17 protein-coding genes are annotated in these 22437 nt (G+C 72.3%); 4 read left to right on the forward strand and 13 right to left on the reverse strand.

Annotated elements, in window-relative coordinates:
• Positions 1 to 3 precede the first annotated feature (3 nt).
• Genes ACNTMW_RS05160 through ACNTMW_RS05170 form a run of 3 tightly spaced genes read right to left on the reverse strand, consistent with a single transcriptional unit; the run spans position 4 to position 3625 of the window.
• Positions 4 to 1440, reverse strand: coding sequence for a M20/M25/M40 family metallo-hydrolase (locus ACNTMW_RS05160; protein WP_426632198.1), 1437 nt, complete (start codon positions 1438 to 1440; stop codon positions 4 to 6).
• Positions 1441 to 1451: 11 nt separating this feature from the next.
• A complete protein-coding gene (locus ACNTMW_RS05165) occupies positions 1452 to 2300 on the reverse strand; it encodes a M55 family metallopeptidase (RefSeq protein WP_426632199.1) in 849 nt (282 codons plus the stop codon).
• The gene (locus tag ACNTMW_RS05170; protein WP_426632201.1) at positions 2297 to 3625 is read right to left on the reverse strand and encodes a C39 family peptidase; all 1329 of its coding nucleotides are present in this window, start codon (positions 3623 to 3625) and stop codon (positions 2297 to 2299) included. The genes ACNTMW_RS05165 and ACNTMW_RS05170 overlap by 4 nt, the downstream gene beginning before the upstream one ends.
• Before the next feature lie 230 nt (positions 3626 to 3855).
• On the opposite strand from ACNTMW_RS05170, the gene ACNTMW_RS05175 reads away from it, so the two are divergent.
• On the forward strand, positions 3856 to 4950 hold the full coding sequence (locus ACNTMW_RS05175) for an N-acetylglucosamine kinase (RefSeq protein WP_426632202.1): 1095 nt from the start codon (positions 3856 to 3858) through the stop codon (positions 4948 to 4950).
• Positions 4951 to 5030: 80 nt separating this feature from the next.
• Here the strand turns inward: ACNTMW_RS05175 and ACNTMW_RS05180 are convergent, their stop codons facing one another.
• Positions 5031 to 6278: a YncE family protein gene (locus ACNTMW_RS05180; protein WP_426632204.1), complete on the reverse strand. Its 1248-nt coding sequence runs from the start codon at positions 6276 to 6278 to the stop codon at positions 5031 to 5033.
• A 296-nt stretch (positions 6279 to 6574) separates the two neighbouring features.
• Here ACNTMW_RS05180 and ACNTMW_RS05185 point away from each other — a divergent pair, with 296 nt between their 5' ends.
• Positions 6575 to 6934 (forward strand): YkvA family protein, encoded by a 360-nt coding sequence (locus ACNTMW_RS05185; protein ID WP_426632205.1) that lies wholly within the window; start codon positions 6575 to 6577, stop codon positions 6932 to 6934.
• Positions 6935 to 7027: 93 nt separating this feature from the next.
• Here ACNTMW_RS05185 and ACNTMW_RS05190 read toward each other — a convergent pair whose 3' ends face one another.
• From ACNTMW_RS05190 to ACNTMW_RS05210, 5 genes are read right to left on the reverse strand one after another with little or no spacing between them, the layout of a single operon-like run.
• Positions 7028 to 8152, reverse strand: coding sequence for an oligopeptide/dipeptide ABC transporter ATP-binding protein (locus tag ACNTMW_RS05190; protein WP_426632206.1), 1125 nt, complete (start codon positions 8150 to 8152; stop codon positions 7028 to 7030).
• Positions 8149 to 9153, reverse strand: coding sequence for an ABC transporter ATP-binding protein (locus ACNTMW_RS05195; RefSeq protein ID WP_426632207.1), 1005 nt, complete (start codon positions 9151 to 9153; stop codon positions 8149 to 8151). The genes ACNTMW_RS05190 and ACNTMW_RS05195 overlap by 4 nt, the downstream gene beginning before the upstream one ends.
• 53 nt (positions 9154 to 9206) lie before the next feature.
• On the reverse strand, positions 9207 to 10118 hold the full coding sequence (locus tag ACNTMW_RS05200) for an ABC transporter permease (protein ID WP_426632209.1): 912 nt from the start codon (positions 10116 to 10118) through the stop codon (positions 9207 to 9209).
• Positions 10115 to 11191, reverse strand: a complete 1077-nt coding sequence (locus ACNTMW_RS05205; RefSeq protein ID WP_426632210.1) for an ABC transporter permease — start codon at positions 11189 to 11191, stop codon at positions 10115 to 10117. Before ACNTMW_RS05205 ends, ACNTMW_RS05200 begins: the two co-directional genes overlap by 4 nt.
• 8 nt (positions 11192 to 11199) lie before the next feature.
• On the reverse strand, positions 11200 to 13077 hold the full coding sequence (locus ACNTMW_RS05210; RefSeq protein ID WP_426632211.1) for an ABC transporter substrate-binding protein: 1878 nt from the start codon (positions 13075 to 13077) through the stop codon (positions 11200 to 11202).
• Between the two features lie 454 nt (positions 13078 to 13531).
• On the opposite strand from ACNTMW_RS05210, the gene ACNTMW_RS05215 reads away from it, so the two are divergent.
• On the forward strand, positions 13532 to 14338 hold the full coding sequence (locus ACNTMW_RS05215) for a DeoR/GlpR family DNA-binding transcription regulator (protein WP_426632212.1): 807 nt from the start codon (positions 13532 to 13534) through the stop codon (positions 14336 to 14338).
• A gap of 93 nt (positions 14339 to 14431) precedes the next feature.
• Here ACNTMW_RS05215 and ACNTMW_RS05220 read toward each other — a convergent pair whose 3' ends face one another.
• The 3 genes from ACNTMW_RS05220 to ACNTMW_RS05230 all read right to left on the reverse strand — a co-directional run bounded on the left by ACNTMW_RS05220 (position 14432) and on the right by ACNTMW_RS05230 (position 17692).
• The gene (locus ACNTMW_RS05220; RefSeq protein WP_426632213.1) at positions 14432 to 14800 is read right to left on the reverse strand and encodes an ArsC/Spx/MgsR family protein; all 369 of its coding nucleotides are present in this window, start codon (positions 14798 to 14800) and stop codon (positions 14432 to 14434) included.
• Positions 14801 to 15030: 230 nt separating this feature from the next.
• Complete coding sequence (locus ACNTMW_RS05225) at positions 15031 to 16074, reverse strand: S1 family peptidase (protein ID WP_426632214.1); 1044 nt, start codon at positions 16072 to 16074, stop codon at positions 15031 to 15033.
• A 337-nt stretch (positions 16075 to 16411) separates the two neighbouring features.
• On the reverse strand, positions 16412 to 17692 hold the full coding sequence (locus ACNTMW_RS05230) for a cytochrome P450 (protein ID WP_426632215.1): 1281 nt from the start codon (positions 17690 to 17692) through the stop codon (positions 16412 to 16414).
• A gap of 342 nt (positions 17693 to 18034) precedes the next feature.
• Here ACNTMW_RS05230 and ACNTMW_RS05235 point away from each other — a divergent pair, with 342 nt between their 5' ends.
• Entirely contained in the window at positions 18035 to 20686 is a 2652-nt protein-coding gene (locus tag ACNTMW_RS05235; RefSeq protein ID WP_426632216.1) for an ATP-binding protein, read from the forward strand.
• Between the two features lie 7 nt (positions 20687 to 20693).
• Here ACNTMW_RS05235 and ACNTMW_RS05240 read toward each other — a convergent pair whose 3' ends face one another.
• Positions 20694 to 22436 (reverse strand): pyruvate dehydrogenase, encoded by a 1743-nt coding sequence (locus tag ACNTMW_RS05240; protein WP_426632217.1) that lies wholly within the window; start codon positions 22434 to 22436, stop codon positions 20694 to 20696.
• Between the last annotated feature and the right edge of the window lies 1 nt (position 22437).

The raw sequence follows: 22437 nt of genomic DNA on the forward strand, positions 1-22437 counted from the left end.
CGGTCACCCCACCCCGGACAGGAACCGGTCGAGGACGCGTACCCCGAACATCAGCGCCTCGACCGGGACCCGTTCGTCGACGCCGTGGAACATCGCCCGGTAGTCGTAGCCGGCCGGCAGGCCCAGCGGCGCGAAGCCGTAGCCGGCGATGCCGAGCCGCGCGAACTGCTTGGCGTCGGTCCCGCCGGCCATGCAGTACGGCACGACGTGCCCGTCCGGGTCCTCGGCGCGCAGCGCGTCGGTCATCGCGGCCACGGTCGGGGTCGCCCACGGCGCCTCGAGGGGGACCTGTGAGTGCGTGTACTCCCAGTCCACCGCCGGTCCGGTCAGCGCGTCGAGGGTGGCCTCGAACTCGGCCAGGTGACCGGGCAGGACCCGGCCGTCCACGTAACCGACAGCCTCGCCCGGGATGACGTTCACCTTGTACCCGGCCCGCAGGCCGGTCGGGTTGGCGCTGTTGCGCAGGCTCGCGGCGACCAGGTCGCCGGCGTTGCCGAGCGCCTCGACGAGCGCCACCACGCCGGCCTCGTCGAGCCCGGCGATGTCGAGAACCCCGCCGGCCGCGTCGACATCTCCGCTGGCTGCGGTGAGATCCCCGCCGGCCCGACCCAGTGCCGCCGCGACGCCGGCCAGGCAGGCGCGCACGGTGGGGATGAGCCGCACCGGCCACTCGTACTCCGCGATGCGCACGACGGCGGCGGCGAGCGTGGCCACGGCGTTGTCGGGGTTGGCGCGTGAGCCGTGGCCGGCCGTGCCGCGCGCGGTCAGCCTCAGCCAGGCGGTGCCGCGCTCGCCGGCCGCGACCGGGTACAGCCGGATACCGCCGGTGCGTAGGGTGCCGGTGTGCAAGGCGTAGCCGCCGGACTCGCCGATCGCCTCGGTACAGCCGGCGAACAGGTCGGCGTGGCGGGACACGAGGAAGTCCGCGCCGTACGCGGCGGTGTCCTCCTCGTCGGCGGTGAAGGCCAGAACCAGGTCACGGCGAGGCCGGCGGCCATGGCGGGCCCAGGCGCGCATCAGCGCCACGACCATCGCGTCGGTGTTCTTCATGTCGACCGCGCCGCGCCCCCAGATCACCCCGTCGGCGACCTCCCCGGAGGTGGGCGGCACCCGCCACTCGGCCGGGTCGGCCGGTACGACGTCGAGGTGGCCGTGCACGAGCAGGGCGGGCCGGTCCGGTTCGGTACCACTGATCCGGGCGACGACGTTGGCCCGGCCGGGCGCGGACTCCAGGACGACCGGGTCGAGCCCGGCCTCGGCCAGCAGCCCGGCCACGTACTCGGCGGCGGGGCGTTCGCGGCCGTCACCGCCGCCACGGTTGGTGGTGTCGATCCGGATCAGGTCCGAACAGAACCGGACCACCTCGTCGGCGAGCAGCGGATCCGTGCGTACGGCGTCGTCCGGCGGTCCGGCCGGGCCGCCGTCTCGGAGTTCAGCCACGGTGGTCCTGGTCAGCCATAGTGGTCCTCGATCGCCGCGTACGCCATCGTGGTCACCGTCTTGAAGCAGCGGATCAGGTCGTACGCGCTCGCGCTGCGGTAGGCGACCCGGCGCACACCAACCCGCCGCACACCCGGTACCAGCGCCGTCGCGGCCGCCAGGTGCGCGGCGTCGAACTCGACCTCCACCTCGTAGCCGTGCCCGTCCACGGGCTCGTGGCGGGTCGCCAGGGACACCGCCTCCGTCGCGGCGGCCCGGATCGCGGTCCGGGTGACGCCGGGCGGCCGGCACACCGCGGCGTACCGGCTGACGCAGTCCTTGACCGCGACGGTACGGGCCGCCGGGGCGTACCCGCCGGCGTCGAGGCAGGTGCGGTCGTCGCCGGTGACCAGGACGACGGGTACCCCGTACTCGGCGGCGACCAGCGCGTTGAGGCGGCCCTCGCTGGCCGGTTCGCCGTCCACCCACACGCCGGTGATCGAGTTCGCCAGGTACGTGTGCGCCAGGACGCCCTCGCTGCCCGCGCCCGTGTGGTACCCGACGAACGCCACCCCCGACACGGCCGGGTCCTGGATCCCCTCGACCATGGTCAGGTCCTTGTGCCGGCCGGTGAGCAGGACCGCCCGCTCGTCCAGGTCCTCCAGCAGCAGGTTGCGCATCGTCGCGTGGGCCTCGTTGACGACGACCTCGTCGGCGCCACCGTCGAAGAACCCGGCGACCGCCGCGTTGACGTCGGAGGTGAACATCACCCGGCACCGCTGCCACTGTTCGGTACCGGGCTCGACGTCGGCCGGCCAGGTCACGCCGGTCGCGCCCTCCATGTCCGCCGAGATCAGGATCCGCATGACCGGGGCGCTCACCAGGACGGGTTGGCCCGGTCGACGACCGGCGGCAGCGGCTTGAGGTGCGGTTTGATCAGGTACGCGATGCCGCCCGAGCCGTGCCCGGTCGATCCGTCGGGACGGGTGTACGTGGTGCGCAGCCACACGTTCTCGAACTGCCGACGCGGGTACACGTGGCGGACCGCCGGGTCCGACGGCGAGGCGGGGTCGTTGACCACGACGTCGCCGGACCGGGTGAACCCGACGACGACCCACAGGTGGCCGTTGGTGCGGTAGTCCGCGCCGTCGATCTCGCCGCGCTGGAACGACTGCGACGTGATCACCGGGATGCCGGCGGCGATGAGGCGTTCCAGCTCGTCGAGGGAGCGCAGCTGGACGACCTGGCCGTCGAGGCCGTAGCTGGAGGCGTAGGCGGTGTTGAACGGCCAGTTGCCGGTGCCCTGGTAGGCGTAGTCGTAGGTGCCGCGCGCCGCGACGTCGACGCTCGGGTCGGCGTACGCCGGGTCCACTTCGGACAACTGCTCCCGGCTCGGGTGCGCGCCCCAGTACTCCACGACCATCTCCGTCGAGGTCGGACTGCACCACGCCTCGCCGCCGCCGTCCCACTGCGGGTACTCCCCGGCGTGGATGTTCTGGGAGTAGCGGGGGACCGCCAGCTCGATTCCGGCCTTCGACGCCGGTCCCGGCTCGCTGGCCGCGACCCCGGCCCGGGCCGGTAGGGCGGAGGCGAACGCGCCGAGCTGCCACAGTCGGGGCGAGGTCGGCGTGCCCGCCGTCCGGTACAGCGTCACGCGAAGCCGGTAGGCGTGCACGCTGTGGCTGGCGGAGGTGCTGAAGGTGTCGGTGTCGACCGTGCCGTAGGGCGGGGCGTCCGGGCTGACCGAGATGCGGCGGATGTCGGCGTCCCCGGAGGCCCAGCGGCCCATGTCCAGCCAGCCGGTGGTGGCACCATCCTCCATCGTGGCGTTGAGCTCCACTGCCAGCCACGTACCGGCCGGGGTCTTCGCGCTCCACGACGACACCAGCTCGGTCGCGCCGAAACCCAACCGGTGCAGCGGCGAGGTCCAGGTGCTGTACTCGTACACGGCGTCGGTGCCCAGGTGCGGGTCGTGGTAGGTGGTGGTGCCGGCCGGCCGGGTCATCACGATGCCCAGCCGTGGTCCGGGTACGGCGAGCACGCCGTCGGCGGTGCCGGCGACGAAGTCGGTGGTGGTGGTCCAGGCGTGGAACTCGGTACGCGGGGCGGTCGGTGTGGTGGTGGCGGCTGCCGCGCTCGCGCTGCCCGCGAGGAGGCCCGCCGCGGTGGCCGCGACGGCGGCGGCCCGGTACGGCTTGCCCTGCATGGGATCTCCCTCATCGATACGCCGGTGTCATGACTATCGATGTGTACGGGGAACCGGTCAAGACCGGGCTTTGATTCTTGTGGATTTTGTTGGCTGGGGTGGCGACCGCGGTGCCGGGCAGGTGTCGCCGGGCGCGTGGATTCCGCGCCCGGCCACGCTCCTCTAGTATCGGCGCACACTCTCGTTGGCTGGCCCGACGGCCCGACGTTCGCGAGTCGAAGGGATGCGCAATGCCCGGCACGACCCATGGCCCGTCGGCCCGGCCGGACGGACCGCGGGGCCTCGGCATCGACGCTGACGGCCCAACGGTGGTCGGGGCGGACGCCGCCGGACCTACGGTCGGCGGGGCCGCTCTCGACCGCGCCCTGGTGCTCGGCGTCGACGCCGACAGCGCGCTCGTCGAGGCGGTGCTGGCGACCGTGGACGGTGCACCGGTGGGCACCGGCCGGTCCGGGTCGGCCAACCCCACCGCCCTTCCCGTCGCCGAGGTCGCCGATCACCTCGGGGCCGCGGTCAGGCAGGCCCTGTCCGGTGTCGACCCGGCCGCCGTGCGCGGCGTGGTCGTCGGCGCCGCCGGGGTGCTGCGCTTCTCCCGCGGCGCCTCCGCCGACGCGCTGGCGCAGGTGTGGGCATCGGCCGGTCTGACCTGCCCGGTGCGGATCGTGGCCGACGCGGTGACCGCCTTCGCCGCCGGTACGCCGGAGCCGGCCGGCTCGGTCCTGATCGCCGGTGCCGGGGCGATCGCCGCCCACATCGACGGCGAGGAGGTCACCGATCGCATCGACGGCAACGGTTGGCTCGTCGGCGACGACGGCTCCGGCTTCTGGATCGGCCGGCAGGCGGTGCGGGCGGTCTTCGCCGCTCTCGACCGGCGCGGTGAACCGACCCTGCTGCGCCACGCCGTGCTGGCGGCGCTGACCGGCCACGACGACGTACCGGCCGACCCGGTCGAACAGGTCGAGGTGCTGCGCCACGCCGTCTACGACGGACCGCCGATCACCCTGGCCGGCCTGGCGCCCCTGGTGCCGGCCGCGGCGGAGGCGGGCGACCGGGTCGCCCAGCGCATCGTCGACCGGGCCGTCACGCTGCTGGTGGACACCGCTACCGCGCTGGCCGGCGACGACCCGGCCGAACCGCTCGTCCTGGCCGGCTCGCTGCTGGGGCGCGGCAGTCTGATCGGCCGGGAGGTCGCGCGGCGCCTGGCCGACCACCACGGCGGCCAGCCGGTGCACGCCGAGAAGCCGGCCGGGGGAGCGGCGTGGCTGGCCGCGAAGCGGCTCAACCCCGACCTCCGGGTCGACGCGCACACCCGGCTCACCGGCTGAGCCGTACTGGCCGGGGCGCCGTGGCTGAGCCTGCCGCCTTGCGGCTGCCGGCCCTCCGTCGATGCGGACCCGACCTGCCGTCAGCCCAGCACCGGCTCCGCGACCCGGGCTGTCCGTACCCGCTGCGGGTGGTCACCGACCGGGATCCGGGCCACCTCCTGTTCGGTGGCGTAGGAGATGACCGACAGGGTGTCGTCACCGGCGACCGACACGTAGCAGTAGCGGCCGTCGGCGCTGCTCGTCGCCCAGTACGTCCGGGCGCCGAGGGGAAGGATCCGGTGGCTGAACGACGGGCGCGAGACGATCGCCGCGTAGTTCGACATCGTGCCGGCGACGCAGAGCTTCGTGCCGTCGCCGCTGAGCGCGATCCCGTGGTGGGCGGAGTCGAGAATGTACTCGTCGCGGCGCAGCTTCGCGGTCTCCTCGGGTACCGGCAGTTGCGCCACCCGCGTGACCCGGTCGGCCTGGAGGTCGTACTCGACGAAGCCGTGCAGGAACGACACCTGCAGGTAGGCGAAGCGCCCGTCGGCGGTCAGGGCCATCGGCCGGACCGCCGCGCTCATCCCGGGCATCCCGAACTCGCGGAGCTTGTCGCCCATGTTGACGGTGCGCAGGACCTGGAGCGTGTGCGCGTCGACGATCTCGAAGACGCGCTCACCCTTGGTCCAGTCCAGCCACGGTTCGTCCAGGGCGGTGTACACGGCGCCGATGCTGGCATGGAAGATCTTGCTGCCGTCCCGGGAGTACGTGTTCTCGTGCGGTGAGTCGCCGGACGGGAAGGTCCCGGTGATCCGTCCGGTCGCGGTGTCGAGCACGTCGACGACCTTGGCGGTGGACGCGGAGACCGCCAGCCGGGTGCCGTCCGGCGAGATCGCCATGTGGTCGGCGCGCTGCCCGTCGACCCTCGTGCGCCACCGGATCTGGCCGGTACCCAGGTCGATCGCGACCACGTCGCCGAAGCTGGGGCGCGACGCGTACAGGAGGTGACCGTCGTTGGAGGCGTACAGGTCGTCGACGAACTGGTCGTGTCCCTCGCCGATCTGGGTGCGGACGAACAGGAACGCCGCCAGCCGTACCGGGTCGAACGTGATCTCGGCCAGCCGCTGGTCGCGGTCGGGAATCACGTCGACCCGGCACAGGCGCTGATAGGTACGGGCGTCGACGATGTCGGCGGTACCGTCCCAGTTGTTGCCGACCAGGAGGACATCGCGCATCGTTTCGGCGCTGGCGGCCGGGGCGGGTGCCGGTGCTGTCGCGGGGCCGGGGACCGGCCCGAGCACCAGGGGCAGCGCGCCGACGGCCAGGATCCAGGGGTGGGTGGCTCTCACTCTCCGACGTCCCATGGCATTGGTGCCTTCCGAGATCGTGCGGCCGCTTCCCGGCGGGCAGAACGCGATCTGCGGGACTCCGACCGCGAGTGGGTGCCAAAAGCATAGATGAATATCATTCATTTCTCTACCGGTGCGCTCCCTTTCGTGACCGCTGGTCACCGCGCTCGTCGAGCTGTCGCGCTCGTTGCTCCACTGAGATCGTTGATTCGCCGCGCTCATTGACCCACCGCGTCCGTCGTTCCGGCCTCGGTCGGTACGGAGCCGGGCCGGCGCGACTCGGCTACCGTTGCGGCATGTCACGAGAGGCATGGATCGCGGTCATCGTGCTCGTCGGCATCGTGGCCGTCGCGACGCTCGCCGGCACCGTCGTACTGGCCATCAAGGTGTTCCGGACCCGCAGGCTGCTGGGCGAACTGGGCGCGGGCGGGAAGGTCGCCTTCTACGGCGCGCTGCTCTACACGATCCTGCCGGTCGACCTGCTGCCCGACCCGATCTACCTCGACGACATGGGCGTCCTGGCGGGCGCGCTCCTCTACCTGACCCGGCTGGTCCACAAACGGCGAGCGGCGCAGCAGGCGGCCGTGCGCGGCGCCGTGGGGCGGCCTCCGGTTCCGCCGTATCCCCAGCGACCCGGCATGCCACCCCGCCGCTGACCTGCGACCGCTCGGTCCCCGCCGCCGGCCTCTTCGGCCGGCCTGACGAAGTAACCGATGTCGACCCGGCATGCCCCGGGGTCTGTCGTCGCATCAGTGTTGCGGATCAACGGCACCGCACGCCGAGGTGTCACCCGACGTGGTGGCATCCGTCGAGGTGACACCCGTCGGGGTGGCCTCCGATGAGGTCACCGCGTGACAGGCCACCTGTGCACCGGCCCCACCCGCCAGTACCGGCAGCTCGCGGCCGGTGCACGCGGTGATGATCCCGGTCGCTTCGGCGCGACCGGAGGCCACCACCGGACAGCGGGGGTGGAAGCGGCAGCCGGCCGGAATGTCGGTGGGATCGGGTGTCTCACCGGCGAGGATGGTGGGCTCGGCGGCGCCGACGACGGACAGCAGCGCCCTCGTGTACGGGTGCTCCGGGGCGACCAGCACCTTCTCGACCGGTCCGGTCTCGACGATCCGGCCCAGGTACATGACGGCGACCCGGTCGGCGATGTTCCACGCCAGGCCGAGGTCGTGGGTGACGACGAGGGCCGACAGGCCGGTCTCGTCGCGCAGTCGCAGCAGCAGCGACAGGATCTCACCGCGTACCGACGCGTCCAGCGAGGCGACCGGTTCGTCGGCGACGAGGACGGCCGGGTCGAGTACCAGCGCTCCGGCGATGACGACGCGCTGGCGCTGACCACCGGACAGCTCGTGGGGGTACCGCAGGAAGAACCGCTCGGCCGGCCGCAGCCCCGCGCGGGACAGCGCGTCGGCGACCTTCGCGCGCTCGTCGGGGAACGTGCCGAGCGCGGTGTGGCCGTGGATGCGTAGCCCTTCGGCGACGGCCTCGTACACGGTGTGCCGCGGGTTGAGCGACCCGCTGGGGTCCTGGAGGACGAGTTGGACGTGGCGGCGGTACGCCTTCAGATCGCGCGCGGCGTAGCGGATCGGTTCGCCGCGGTGGAGAACCCGGCCGCGGGCCGGCTTCTCCAGGCCGAGCAGCGTACGGGCCAGCGTGGTCTTGCCGCACCCCGACTCGCCCACCAGTGCGACGATCTCGCCGGAGGCCACGTCGAGGTTCACCCCGTCGACCGCGCGGGCGACGTCGTGCCGGGCCGGGGACGTCACACGGCGGGTCCGGGACGTCGCGTGCCGAGCGGGAAACGTCACGTGCAGGTCGCGGGCGCTCAGGATCGGTCCCGGTGCGGTCGGTCCCGGTGCGGTCATCGCCACTCCTCGGCATGGACGCACGCCGCCGCTCGGCCGGGGCCGACGGCCGTGAGCGGCGGTTCGGCGGCCGTGCACGCGTCGGTCGCGAGTGGACAGCGAGGGTGGAAGGGGCAGCCGGTGGGCAGCGCGGCGGGGTCGGGCGGGTCACCGGGCAGGCCGCGGGGGCTGCGCCGGGCGGCCGGGTCGCCGACGCGGGGGAACGCGGCGGCCAGGGCCCGACTGTACGGGTGCCGGCCGTCGGCGAACACCCGGCGTGCCGGCCCCTCCTCGACGACGCGGCCGGCGTACATGACCGCGAGCCGGTCGCAGGTGTCGGCCAAAACGGCCAGGTCATGGCTGATCAGCAGCAGGCTGATGCCCCGGTCGGTGACGAGGTCGCCGATCAGCCGCAGGACCTGGGCCTGCACCATCACGTCCAGCGCGGTGGTCGGCTCATCGGCGATGACCAGACCGGGGGAGCAGGCCAGCGCCATCGCGATCATCACCCGTTGCCGCTGGCCGCCGGACAGTTCGTGCGGGTACGCCGAGGCGCGGGCGGGGTTGAGTCCGACCTGTTCCATCAGGATGGCGACGCGCTCGCGGACGGCGGCGTCAGAAACCGTGACCCCGGAGGCCCCGGCCCCGGAAGCCCTGGCCCCGGACATCGGGTCGTGCAGCACGATCGGCTCGGCGATCTGCCGGCCGACCCGGTGGACCGGGTTGAGCGAGTGCATCGCGCCCTGGAAGATGATCGACGCTCCGGCCCAGCGGACCGCGCGCAGTCGGCCCCAGCTCATGGTCCGGACGTCCTCGCCGCCGAGCAGGATCTCACCGCTCGTGGTCGTACCGCGGGGAAGTAGTCGCAGGACCGCCCCGGCCAGCGTGGACTTGCCGCAGCCCGACTCGCCGGCCAGGCCGAGCCGCTGCCCGGCGGGGAGCGCCAGGTCCACGCCGCGGACCGCCGGTACCGGGCCGGCCGCGGTGCGGTAGGTGACGCTCAGCCCCCGGACGTCGAGCACCGGCGGAACGGTGCCCGGTCCGGTCATGCCTGGCCCGGTCATGCCTGGCCCGGTCATCCCCGGCCCCGCAGACGAGGGTTGAGCACCGACTCCATGGCCCGCCCGCACAGGGTGAAGGCCAGGGCTATCACGGCGATGGCCAGGCCCGGCGGTAACAGCACCCACCAGTCGCCGGCGCTCACCGCGCCGACCTGGCGGGCCAGTTGCAGGGTCGTACCCCACGAGACCTTCGTCGGGTCGCTGAGGCCCAGAAACGCCAGGGTCGCCTCGGTGAGGATCGCCCCGGACACGGTGAGCGTGGTCTGCGCCAGGACCAGCGGCATGACGTTGGGCAGCACGTGCCGGGTCATGATGTGCCGGTGGCCGCCGCCGAGCGCCTTCGCGCGCTCGATGTACGGGCGGGCCTCGACGGTCAGCGTCTGCGACCGGACCAGGCGGGCCGTCGTGGCCCAGGAGGTGACGCCGATGGCCACGATCACCGTCGTGACGCCGCGCGGCAGCACGCTGGCCAGCGCGGCGGCCAGGACGAGGGTCGGTAGCACCAGGAACCAGTCGGTGACGCGCATCAGTACCGTCTCCGTCCAGCCCCGGAAGTGCGCGGCGCTGACGCCGACCAGCGTGCCGATCCCGACCGACATGAACGTGGCGAGGAACCCGACGGTCAGTGAGATCCGCGCGCCCCAGACGGTGACGGCGACCATCGACCGGCCGTACCCGTCGGTGCCGAGCGGGAAGCGCGCCGACGGCGACTGCAGCGGCGTGCCCGGGGCGTAGACCGCGCTGAGCTCGTGCGCGTCGATGAACAGCGGCGCGGCGACGGCGGCGAGCCCGGCGACCAGCAGGACGCACAGCCCGAACATCCCGGCCCGGTCGTGCCCGTACGCGTGGGCGAACCGGGCCAGCGCCCGGCGCCGGCGGGCCCGGGTGATCCGGCGGCCGCTCACCGGGGTGGTCGGGGCGCTCACGTGGTGCGCACCCGTGGGTCCAGGACCGGGTACAGCAGGTCGGCCAGGAGGTTCATGACGATCACCGCGGCGGAGAACACGATGAACAGCCCTTCCAGCAGGGGCAGATCGGGTACGGTCAGCGCCTCGTAGAACAGGCTGCCCAGGCCGGGCCAGGAGAAGATCGTCTCGACCAGGACCGAGCCCGACACGACAAAGCCGATGTTGACGAAGATCAGCGTCATGGTGGGCAGGAGCGCGTTCGGTACCGCGTGGCGGCGCCGGACCTCGTCGTCGCGCAGCCCCTTGGCCCGCGCCGTGGTCAGGTAGTCGGCACCCATCTCGTCGAGCAGCGACGCCCGCATGGTGAGGGCGTACTGGGCGTAGATGACGGCCACCAGGGTCAGGCAGGGTAGCGCCAGGTGGCGTAGCCGGTCGACCAGGACGGGTACGAAGCCGTGGGTGTCCGGGGTGCTCATGCCGCCGGTGGGGAAGACGCCGGGGATCGGGCCGACGCCGACGGCGAGCACGACGATGAGCAGCAGTCCCAGCCAGAAGGTCGGCACCGACCACAGGACGAGGGCGACGCCGGTGTGGAGCCGGTCGCCGAGGCTGCCGTGGCGCCACGCGCTGCGGATACCGACCCGCAGGCCGAGCAGGGCCGCGAGCACGGTGGCGGTGCCGACCAGGTACACCGTGGGCAGGAGGTGCTCGCCGATCAACCCGGCGACCGACGTCTTGTACTGGTAGGACGCGCCCAGGTCGCCGTGCAGGATCCGGAGGACGTAGTCGCCGAACTGGGCCGCCATCGGCTTGTCGAGGCCGAACTGGTGACGCAGGCGCGCGAGCTGCTCGGGGCTGACCGGGCGACCCTGGGTGAGGGCCCGCACCGGGTCGCCGGGGAGGACCTTGAACAGGAAGAACCCGGTGAGTAGCACGGCGACCAGGCTCACCGCCGCACCGGCAACCTTGGCGGCGACGTAGCGCAGCGGCAGCGGGCCGGGTCGCGGCCGCCAGCCCCCGGCCCGTGGCGGCGCTGCCACGGGACCGGGTGGCGGGGGCTCCGGCGGCCGTCCGGTCGTGGTCGCTGTCATGGTGGCGCCTACTCGCGGTCGTCCGCGGTGGCCCGCCGGCGGCGGGTGGTGAAGAGGACCGCGGCCGCGCCGACCATCGCGGCGATGACGACCCCGACGACGGGCGCGGCGTTGCGCCTCGACGACCCGGTGGTCTTGCTGGCGGGGGCGGCCGACCACCAGGCCCAGTAGCCGTCCTGGGGGTAGTACATCCCGTTGGGTTGAGGCTGCTTCTGCATCGAGCCGATCACGTCGGACCGGTAGGCCTCCAGCACGTTGGCGTAGTACAGGACGTTGACGTACGCCCCGGCGTAGAGCGTCTGCTGCATCTGCTTGAACAGGGCCGATCGCTTGACCGGGTCGTACTCGGCGAGCTGCTGCGCGTAGAGCGCGTCGTAGGCCGGGTCGCAGACGTACGTGTCACCGGGTACGGAGCCGCCGGGGGTGTCCGGGCGGGCGGCGCAGGTCTGGATCCACAGGGCGTAGTCCGGGTCGGGGTTGGTGCTCCAGGTGTCGAATGCCAGGTCGTAGTTGCCGGCCGTCTCGGTGTCGGCGAGCGTGCCCTGGTCCATGATGCTGGTCGTGACGCCGATGCCGACGGCCTTGAACCACTCGCTGACGTAGGCGGCGTTCTGGGTGTCGTCGGCGCGCTGGGTCTGGCCCATCAGCCGCAGGGTCAACGGCTTGCCGTCGGGTGTGGTACGCATCCCGTCGGCGCCGCTGGCGTACCCGAGGCTGTCGAGTATCTGGTTGGCCCTGTCCGGGTTGTACGTGTAGGCCTGGGGCGCGTCGGGCTTCCAGTGGTTGTCCGCCCAGATCGGCGGCAGGTAACCCGCGCCCGGTTCGCCGTAACCGCCGAGCGTCTTGGCGACGAGCGTCTTCGAGTCGATCGCGTACATGAGCGCCCGGCGGAACTGCGGATCGTGCAGCGCCGGATTGCCGTCGCCGAACGGCTGTCCGGACCTGGTCGTGGCGCCCGGGTTGATCGCGAGAGCGTAGAAGCGCTTGCCCTGGGACTTGTTGCGGGCGATGTGCGGATCGTTGCCCAGGGCGTTGAACTGCGCCGGGGTCAGCGGGCTGACGAAGTGCGCCTCACCCTTCTTGAGGGCCTCGACCATCGCGTCGCTGTCCTTGTAGTACCTGAAGACCACCTTGTCGAACTTCGGCCTGCCCCGCCAGTAGTTCTGGTTGGCCGTCAGTTCGATGTACTGCCCCTTGGCGTAGCCGGACAGGATGAACGGCCCGTTGCTGACGATCGGGAACTGAGTGTCGTTGTTGAACTTCCCGATGTCGGCCACGTGCGACTCCCACACGTGCTTGGGTACGACCGGGATGTCGAGGGCGAGCATCGTCGACTGCGGGCGGCTCAGCGTGACGACGAGCGTCCGGGGATCCGGTGCGGCCACGGTCTTGACGTTGGCCACGAAGTTGCCGTTTGCCGTCGCCGCGTCCGGGTTGGTCATCATCAGGTTGTAGGTCCAGGCGATGTCCTCGGCGGTCACCGGCTGCCCGTCGGACCACGTCATCCCGTCGCGGATCGTGAACGTCCACACCAGCTTGTCGGTGGAGGTGGACCACGAGGTCGCCATGGCCGGGACGGCATGGTCGTCCCTGGGGTCGTAGTTGGTCAGGAAGTCGTAGACCAGCCGGTGGATCTGGGTCGGCAGGAGGCGCTGGGCCAGGAACGGGTTGAGCGAGTCGACGCTGCCGTTGGTCGCGACCGTCAGGGTGCGCGACCCGCCCGGTGTCGGGTCCGCCGGTGCGGCAGCGGCACCGGCGGGTGCGGCGAGCGCGGCGCACATCGCGGTCAGGGCGGCCGCCGCGGCCACGGCTTTCGTCCTGGCGACATTGTTCGCGGTGGCCAGCCGCCCGGGGCGGGTTGGCCGGTGGAAGCGGGTGGGGAACATGGCGTCCTCACGATTGGTGTGGCGCGGAGGGGGATCGTGCGTGCCGGCACCGATGCGTGGCGGTGAGTCTGGCACCGGGTACGGTAACCGTCAACAGTCCACATTGATGTAGGCAAAAATCCACATCGATTCGGTACGATGTCTTTGCGGGTCGGGTGGCCGAGCGGCCGCCGTGTGGACGCGAGGCCGGCTCGTGGTGTGAGCGGCCGCTCGTACGGGCCCGGCTGCGATCGATGCCGACAACGCGCCCGCGCCCGATCAATTCCGGACTCGGTGATCCGGGCACGGTGGTCCCGGGCGGGGACCCGGGCGCAGCGGTCCCGGACAATGGCGATCCCGGACAGTGACGGTGCCGGACAATGACGGTCCCGGGGCGCGGTGGTCCGGATGTGCTGACCTCCGAGCGCGGTGCTCGGGGGCGACGGTCCCGGATGGAGTGGCGGAGTCTCGACCCATGGAGGAACAACTGCTTCCCGCGGTGCTCCCGGAGCAGCGGCGCCTGCAGATCGCCGCGCAGGTGCGGCGCGAGCACCGCGTCCGGGTGGACGACCTGGCCCGGCGGTACGCCGTGTCCGGCGAGACCATCCGCCGCGACCTTCAGGTCCTGGAGGAGCGCGGACTGCTGCGCCGCGTCTACGGCGGCGCCGTCATCCACGACGACCGTGGCTGGGGCGCGGCCGCCGACGGGCATGACGTCGCGCACCCGGATCCGACGCGGGTCATCGCCGCCGCTGCCGGTGCACTGGTCGAGCCCGGCGACACGCTCATCCTGGACGTCGGTGCCACGGTGGGGGAGGTCGCCCGGTCGCTGCCCGCTACCTTCGCGGGGCGGGTCCTCTGTGCCGGCCTGCCCGCGGCCGCCGAGTTGGCCGGTCGGGACGGAATCGAGGTCCACCTGGCCGGCGGCCGGCTGCGCCCGGGCGACCTGGCCTGTACCGGCGGCGCCGCCGAGCGGTTCTTCGCCGACTACTTCGCCGACCGGGCGTTCCTGGCCGCCGACGGCGTCCACCCCCGGGCGGGCGTCACCGCCGCCCGCCTCGACGAGATCCCGGTCCGGCAGGCGATCCTGCGGCAGGCCCGCGAGACCTACCTCCTCGCGGACTCGTCCGCGATCGGCAGGATCGCCGTCGGCCGGGTCTGTGCGCTGTCCGGCGTCACCGCGGTCATCACGGACGCGGACGCCGACCCCGAGGTGGTCGCGGCCCTGGAGCAGGCCGGTACCCGCGTCGTGGTCGCCACGTCCGTACCGGCCCTGGATTAGTCCGTACCCGGCCGCGAGCAGGAGCGTAACCGGCTGCTGCCGTCCGGGCGTCCTCCGTCGGGTGCGCGTCGCCCGCTGCTGGCTGTGCCTCTCCTACCGCCGGCTGCGCCGAACCGCCTCGCCCAGCGCCTCCGGGGTGCGGCCGACGATGGCCGAACCGTCGTCGAGCAGCAGGATCGGACGCTGGATCAGTTCGGGTGCCTCGACCATCGCCTCGACCCATCGCCGGGCGTTCGCCTCGTCGCGCGGCCAGTCCGCCATGCCCCGTACGGCCGCGGCCGGCTCGCCGGTCCGGCAGATGTCCCACGGCTCGGCGCGCAGGCGGCGCAGCACGTCGACCAGCTCCTCGGCGGTCGGCGGCTGCGCCAGGTACGCGCGCAGCCGATACGGCACCCGCGCGGCGTCCAGCGTGTCGCGGGCGCCGGCGCACTTCGAGCACGACGGGTTGTTCCACAGTTCCATGCCGGTGATGCTCGCACGTTGCCTGCCGGTGCCTCCGCGCTGACGCGTCGGCCGGCGGCCCGTCCGGCGGGCTCGACGTGTCCACCAGCCTGGGCACGTCCACACGTGCCCACCAGCCTGGGCACGTCCACCGGTACGGGAACCGATCGCGACAGTCTGTGGCGCCCCGCACGAGGGAGATGCCGTCGCGAACCCGACGGCACCTCCCCGCGCGTGACGCGGAACCCGGTCTAGAAGACGCTCACGCCGTAGACGCTGAGCGGCTCGGTGACGGGCTGGAAGTAGGTCGTGCCGCCGGAGGAGCAGTTGCCGCTGCCGCCGGAGGTCAGACCGTACGCGGTCGTGCCGGCGTAGAGCGAGCCGCCGCTGTCGCCGGGCTCGGCGCAGACGGTGGTGCGGATCAGGCCGGAGACGCTGCCCTCGGCGTAGTTGACGGTCGCGTTGAGCGCGGTGACCCGACCGCTGTGAGTGCCGGTGGTGCTGCCTCGGCGGTACACGGTCTGGTTGACGGCCGGGGTGCCGGCGCTGGTGATGTCCTGCGAGCCGACGGTGCCGGAAACGGTGACGGAGGTGTTGGTGTACCGGACGATGCCGTAGTCGTTGCCCGGGAAGCTGGTGCCGGCCCGGGTGCCCAGGGTCGTGCTGCCGTTGGTCCAGGTCGAGCCGATATTGGTGCAGTGGCCGGCGGTCAGGAAGTAGTACGTGCTGCCGCTGCGCACGTTGAAGCCGAGCGAGCAGCGGGCCCCGCCGGTGTAGATGGCGTCCCCACCGGAGATCCGCGTGCTCAGGGTGCCCGGCATGTGGACGACGCGGACGGTACCGCCGAGCCGGGCCACCGTGGCGTTGAGCTGGTCGAGCCGGGCGCCGGTGACGGTGCTGTCGGCCTCGACGACGACCTGGTTGGACTGCGGGTCCACCGCCCAGGCGGTACCGGGGATCTTGGCGGTGCGGTCGAGTTCGGCGGTTGCGCTGTTCAGTTGCGCGGAGCCGTACCTGACCAGCTTCGGCACGGCGCCGGCGGTGCTGACGGTCTGCGCGGCGGCGTCGTCGGTGACGGTGACGACCATCTTGCCGGTGGTCGAGTCCAGGTAGGAGCCGGCCGAGCGGGCGCCGAGCCGGTCTGCCAGTCGCTGGGCGGCGTCGGCGTTGGCCGCGGTCATGGTGGCGGCCGGGGCGGCCTGGGCCAGGGACGGGACGGCCAGCACGCCGGTGACCAGTCCAGCGGCCGCGAGGGTGAGTGCGGCGTGGCGGAGTGAGGACCTTGTGAGTCTCACGCGAACCTCCGGGGGGAGTCCACGCGGGGCGTTCGGGATTGAACGCTTGCCGGTAGGCCAGATGCTGCCACCCTCGACAATCAATCGAAAAGAGTAAATACATGTTCCGTAGATCGGCTAAAGCGGACGACTCCCCACCTTCGGTACTCATCGATTTTGGGCAATGGGTGGTTCTGTCCGGTGTGCGGGGGATGTGGACGGGGCCAGACGATGTCCGGGCGCCTGCCGGGCCGGGCGCCTGCCAAGGCCGGGTGTCGCGGGGGTCGGGCGCCTGCCAAGGCCGGGTGTCGCGGGGGCCGGGCGCCTGCCAAGGCCGGGTGTCGCGGGGGCCGGGCGGCTACCGGGGCGGGAATCGCAGGGGTAGACGCTCCGGTCCGTAGAGCCCGGTCGGTGGGCGCCACGCCACGGGGCCGGTGACGGTCGGCGCCTCGAACCGTTCGGCGAGCACCCGCAGCGACGTGGCGATCTCGGCACGGGCGGTGGCCGCGCCCAGGCAGTAGTGCGGCCCGCCGCCCATCGTGAGGTGCCCGACCTCCCGCCGGCGCGTGATGTCGAACCGGTGGCCGCCGGGGAACACCCGCGGATCCCGGTTGGCCGACTGGCCGCACACCAGCACGAACGTGCCCGTCGGGACCGGTATCCCGTGCAGTTGCACGTCCTCGTACGCGAACCGGAAGCCCGCCGGCACCGATGGTGCCCAGCGCATGACCTCCTCCACCGCCTGCGGTGCCAGGTCGGGCCGGTCGCCGAGCAGCCGCCACTGTTCCGGGTGCGCGGCGAACGCCACCATGGCCTGCCCGAGCTGGTTGCGGGTGGTGTCGTGGGCGGCGAACACCAGCGTCACGGCGAGGTTGCGGAGTTCCTCGGTGCTGAGCCGATCGCCGGCCTCCTCCGCGGTGACGAGCGCCGACAGCAGGTCGTCGTGCGGGTGCGCCCGGCGCTGCGCGATGAGCTCGTCGAGGTACCCGTGCAGCCCGACCACCGCGTCCTCGACCCGGTCGCGGCACTCGGCCAGGTTGAAGCTGAAGACCAGTCCCATGTCGGTCGACCAGTGGCGGAACAGTTCGTAGTCCTCGGCCGGTACCCCGAGCAGCTCGCACATGACCGCCACCGGCAGCGGGTCGGCGAAGGCGTCCATGAACTCGCAGTCGTCCGCTTCTGCGATCCGGTCGGCCAGCCGCGTCGCGCGTTCGTGCATGAACGGGCGCAACCCTTCGATCACGCGTGGGGCGAACGCCCGGTTGACCAGGCGCCGCAGCCGGGCGTGGTCCTCGCCCTGGCGGTGCAGGATGATCGGGACGAACCAGTCGTACAGCGGACCGTCCGTGATGCCCTGCAGTGCCAGATAGCGCTCGCCGTTCTGGGCGAAACGGCGGTCATGCAGCACCTCCTGTGCCTCGGCGTACCGCAGGACGATCAGGCCCAGTGGGGTCAGGGCGTACCAGCTCAGTTCGCGGGCCTCGGTCACCGCGGGCGAGTCGAACCGGAATTCGGGATCGGTGACGTCCAGAAAGGGCGTGTCCAGTGATGTGGGCAGGGGCGGTGACGTGGGTGCATCCAGTGGCGCGGACGCGTCGAGTGACGCGGGCGTGTCCGACGGCGTGGCGGAGATGGGCACGACGGCTCCCCTCGTTCTGGCACGGAAAGTATGTGGCCAGGTACGGAACGTCACCGTAATCGTCACCGGGTGCGCACGGTAGGTCGGAGTGCATCGGCGGCCCGCCATTGCCTACCCGCGCACCGGCGGCTCCGCCTACCCGCGCACCGGCGGCTCCGCCTACCCGCGCACCGGCGGCTGCCCGCGCGGGCGACCTCGTCCGCGCGGCGTGGCGGAGCCCCGGCATTCGGGGCACATCACGCACCTACCATGTACACACGCATGAACGGGCGAGTCCGACACCGGGTGGTACGTACCGGTGTCGGACTCGTGCGCACGGTCGCACGGTCGAGGAGTCGGTGGATGGATGTCAGCCCCGAGGGAGGTACGAGCGCGCCGTCAGCGCGCCGTTCCGGGACGGGCCGGGAGCACGGCTGGCCGCTGCACCGGTACCTGATCGTGATGGTCGTCCTGCTGGTCGTCGGCGCCGGCGCCAGCACCTGGTACGGGTTGGCGCAGGCGCGCGCCGAGGCGCTGCGCGCGGCCCGGGCCGACGCGTCCTTCGGTGCCCGGATGGCAGCCGACGAACTGGGCACGACCGTCGCGTCGGTACGCCGGAGCGTGGCCCAGGTCGCGGCCAACCCAAACGTCGGCCAGGTCTACGCCGACCCCCGCACCTGCGCGCTGTCGTTCGACCTGCCCGGCGACTCCGCCGAGGCAGGGCACGTCGACCTGCTGCGCGCCGACGGTTCCGTGGCGTGCTCCTCGCGGCCCCGAAACGCCGGAGGCTGGCAGGGGTACGCCGGCGCGGACTGGCTCGCCCGCGCCCGACAGGAACCGGTGCTCGCCGCGCCCGTGCCGGACCCGGCAACCGGTCACCCCGCCGTGCTGATCACGGTGCCGGTCACCGGGCTGGGGGTGATGGCCGGGTTCGTCGACCTGCGCGGGCTCGGGCCGGTACTGGCGGAGTACTACGGCGGCCCCCGCCACCTGGAGTTCGTGGTGACCACCGCCGACGGCGCCACCGTGCTGACCCGGTCCCTCGACCCGGCACGGTGGACCGGTGCCACACTGCGCGGCACGCCCTTCGGTACCGGGGGAGCGAACGGCGAACACCCGGATGTCACCGGTGACGTCCGGCTGTACGGTCACGCCGACGTCGACGGGGCCGGATGGCGGGTCTACGCCGGTGCCGACCGGTCCGACGCGCTCGCCTCGGCCCGACAGATCGGGCAGCGCCAGTTCCTGGTCGTACTGGCCGAACTGGTCGTCGCGCTGGCCGCGGCGTTCGTCCTGTACCGGCGCATCACCCGCCCGATCGGCCGGTTGAGCGCCGCGGTGCGCGCCGCGACCGCCGACGCCGGCGCGGGACGGGTCAGCACCGAAACCGGCGGCCCGGCCGAGGTGGGCGCGCTGGCCGAGGACTTCGCCGCGCTCGCCGGAGCGGTACGCCACGAACTGGCCGAACGCCGCCGCGCCGAGGAGGCCGCCCAGGCGTCGCAGCACAGCTACCGCCAACTGTTCGACAGCAACCCGTACCCGATGTGGGTGGTCGATCAGCGGACCCTGGCGTTCCTGGAGGTCAACGACGCGGCCGTGGCCCACTACGGGTACCCGCGGGAGGAGTTCCTCACGCTGACGCTGCCCGACCTGCGGCTGGCCGAGGACCGTCCGGCGCTGGTGGAGGAGGTCGCGGACCTACCGGTCGTCCACCGGGTGGGGCCGGTGCGGCACGTCAAGAAGGACGGCTCGGTCATTATTGTCGTCGGCACCTCCCATGCCCTGTCGTTCAACGGCGCACCCGCCCGCTGCGCGGTCATCGAGGATGTCACCGACAAGGAGCAGTTGCAGCGGCGGCTGCGCCAGTCCGAGCGCCTGGAGAGCCTCGGTCAGCTCGCCGGCGGCGTCGCCCACGACTTCAACAACCTGCTCGGCATCATCGTCGGCTACGCCACCTTCGCCGCCGACGAGCTCGCCGAGGCGGCCCGCGACGACGCCCGCTGGCAGCCGGTCCACGAGGACCTGACCCAGGTGCTGCGCGCCGCCGACCGGGCCACCGGACTGACCCGCCAGCTGCTGTCGTTCGCCCGCCGTGAGGTGGTGAACCCCGAGATCCTCGACCTCAACACGATCGTCGTCGACATCGAGAAGATGCTGCGCCGTACCCTCGGCGAGGACATCGAACTGCGCACCCGGCTGGCCCCGGGCCTGCTACCGGTCAAAGCCGATCCGGGCCAGGTCGAACAGGTACTCGTCAACCTCGCCGTCAACGCCCGCGACGCGATGCCCACCGGCGGCACCCTGGTCATCGACACCGACAACGTCACCATCGACGAGCACTATGCCGCCCACCACCCCGGCACCCGCCTCGGCGGCTACGCCCGGCTGCGAATCAGCGACACCGGTACCGGCATGAGCCCCGACACGGTCGAACGCGCCTTCGAGCCGTTCTTCACCACCAAGCCCAAAGGCCAGGGCACCGGACTCGGACTGGCCACCATCTACGGCATCGTCACCCAGGCCGGCGGCCACGTCCAGATCTACTCCGAGCCCGGCGTGGGCACCACGGTCACCGTCCTGCTGCCAGGTACCGGCGACCGCACCACCGCCGAACCGGCCGCCGCGGCCGTGGCGCAGACCGGGCGCGGTGAGACCGTGCTCCTGGTCGAGGACGAGGACAACCTCCGTACCCTGACCGAACGGATCCTGAGGCGCCACAACTACCGGGTCGTCGCCGCCGCCAACGGGCCCGAGGCGATCGAGGCCGCCCGGCACCACGTCGGCCGTATCGACCTGCTGCTCACCGACGTGGTCATGCCCCAGATGGCCGGCCACGACCTGGCCCGGCAACTTCAGGTCGACCATCCCGACCTGCGCGTGGTGTACATGTCCGGCTACGCCGAACCGCTGCTGACCACGCAGAAGACCCTGCCGGCCGAGGTCAGCCTGCTCAGCAAGCCGATCCCGGAGGTGGTGCTGCTGGCCACCGTCCGGCGGGCCCTCGACCCGTCCTGACCGCGGCTCACGGCCGGGGCAGGTTCCTGATGTTGCTGCGGGCCATCTCCAGGGCCGCGTCGAGGTCGCCGGACAGTACGATCTTGCTGAAGGCGATGCCGAACCCCTTGACCTGATCCGCAGTGATTTTCGGGGGTATGGACAGGGCGTTCGGATCGGTGACCACGTCCACCAGCGCCGGGCCGGGACGTACCAGCGCCTCCCGCAGCCCGTCCCGCACGTCGCCGGGGTCCTCGACCCGGATACCGTTCGCGCCGGCGGCCCGTGCCACGGCGGCGAAGTCGGGGTTCTTCAGCTGCGTCTGGTACGGCTGCAGGCCGGCGACGAGCATCTCCAGCTCCACCATGGCCAGGGATCCGTTGTCGAACACCACGATCTTGACCGGCAGGTCGTACTGGAGCAGGGTCAGGAACTCGCCCATCAGCATGGCGAACCCGCCGTCCCCGCACATCGCCACGACCTGGCGGTCACGGTCGGGCAGCTGGGCGCCGATCGACTGTGGCAGGGCGTTGGCCATCGAGCCGTGGTTGAACGACCCCAGCATGCGCCGGCCCGCCGTCGCGCGGATCATGCGGGCCGCCCACACGTTGCACATCCCGGTGTCGACGGTGAAGATCGCGTCGTCGTCGGCGACCGCGTCGAGGGTGGAGGCGACCTGCTCCGGATGGATCGGGCGGCGCCCCTCCACCCCGTGCGCGTACGCGTGGACCCGTTCCATCAGCTCCCGGTGCCGGCGCAGCATCCGGTCCAGGAACGCCCGGTCGGTCTTCTCGGCGACCCGGGGTAGCAGCGCCCGGACCGTCTCCCCGGCGTCGCCCCACACGCCGAGGTCGAGCCGGGAGCGGCGGCCCAGCCGCTCCCGGGCCACGTCGACCTGCACCACCGTCGGCTTCGTCGGCATGAACTGCACGTACGGGAAGTCGGTGCCGAGCATGATCAGCAGGTCGCACTCCTGCATCGCCTCGTAGCAGGCGCCGTACCCGAGCAACCCGTTCATCCCCACGTCGTACGGGTTGTCGTACTGGATCCAGTCCTTGCCGCGCAGCGCGTGCCCGATCGGGGCCTTCAGCTTCGCGGCGAGGGCGATCACGTCGTCGTGGGCGCCGGCGACACCGCGACCGCAGAACAGGGTCACCCGCCGGGCCCGGTCGACCAGGCCGGCGAACTCCTCGATCACCGCCTCCGCGGGGCGCGCCGCCGGCCGCTGGCCGAGCCGGTAGGTGTGCTCGAGGTACGCGCCGCTCGCCGGTTCGCCGGCGACGTCACCGGGCAGCGCCACGACCGACACCCCGCCCCGGCCCAGGGACTCCTGGACCGCCGTCTGGGCCACCCGGGGCATCTGCTCCGGCTTCGTGACGACCCCCTGGTAGTAGCTGCAGTCGGCGAACAACTGGGCGGGGTTGGTCTCCTGGAAGTACCCGGTGCCCAGTTCGGTGCTCGGGATGTGCGCGGCCAGCGCCACCACCGGCGCCATGCTCCGGTGCGCGTCGTAGAGGCCGTTGACCAGGTGGACGTGGCCGGGCCCGGCGCTGCCGGCGCAGCTCGACAGCTGGCCGGTGATCTGCGCCTCGGCGCCGGCGGCGAAGGCGCCGCTCTCCTCGTGGCGCACGTGTACCCAGTCGATGCCGTCGTGCCGGCGGATGGAGTCGGTGACCGGGTTGAGGCTGTCGCCGATCACCCCGTACATGTGCCGTACACCGGCGGAGATCAGGATCTCGACGAACTGGTCGGCCACTGTACGTCTGGCCATG

This window comes from Planosporangium spinosum, from assembly GCF_049999945.1.
GTDB lineage: Bacteria > Actinomycetota > Actinomycetes > Mycobacteriales > Micromonosporaceae > Planosporangium > Planosporangium spinosum.

Coding starts and splice junctions, on each gene's coding strand:
- ACNTMW_RS05185 (WP_426632205.1), top strand. CDS start 6,575: ATGTCACGAGAGGCATGGATCGCGGTCATCGTGCTCGTCGGCATCGTG.
- ACNTMW_RS05205 (WP_426632210.1), bottom strand. CDS start 11,191: ATGACAGCGACCACGACCGGACGGCCGCCGGAGCCCCCGCCACCCGGT.
- ACNTMW_RS05235 (WP_426632216.1), top strand. CDS start 18,035: ATGGATGTCAGCCCCGAGGGAGGTACGAGCGCGCCGTCAGCGCGCCGT.
- ACNTMW_RS05190 (WP_426632206.1), bottom strand. CDS start 8,152: ATGACCGCACCGGGACCGACCGCACCGGGACCGATCCTGAGCGCCCGC.
- ACNTMW_RS05210 (WP_426632211.1), bottom strand. CDS start 13,077: ATGTTCCCCACCCGCTTCCACCGGCCAACCCGCCCCGGGCGGCTGGCC.
- ACNTMW_RS05240 (WP_426632217.1), bottom strand. CDS start 22,436: ATGGCCAGACGTACAGTGGCCGACCAGTTCGTCGAGATCCTGATCTCC.
- ACNTMW_RS05220 (WP_426632213.1), bottom strand. CDS start 14,800: ATGGAACTGTGGAACAACCCGTCGTGCTCGAAGTGCGCCGGCGCCCGC.
- ACNTMW_RS05170 (WP_426632201.1), bottom strand. CDS start 3,625: ATGCAGGGCAAGCCGTACCGGGCCGCCGCCGTCGCGGCCACCGCGGCG.
- ACNTMW_RS05215 (WP_426632212.1), top strand. CDS start 13,532: ATGGAGGAACAACTGCTTCCCGCGGTGCTCCCGGAGCAGCGGCGCCTG.
- ACNTMW_RS05175 (WP_426632202.1), top strand. CDS start 3,856: ATGCCCGGCACGACCCATGGCCCGTCGGCCCGGCCGGACGGACCGCGG.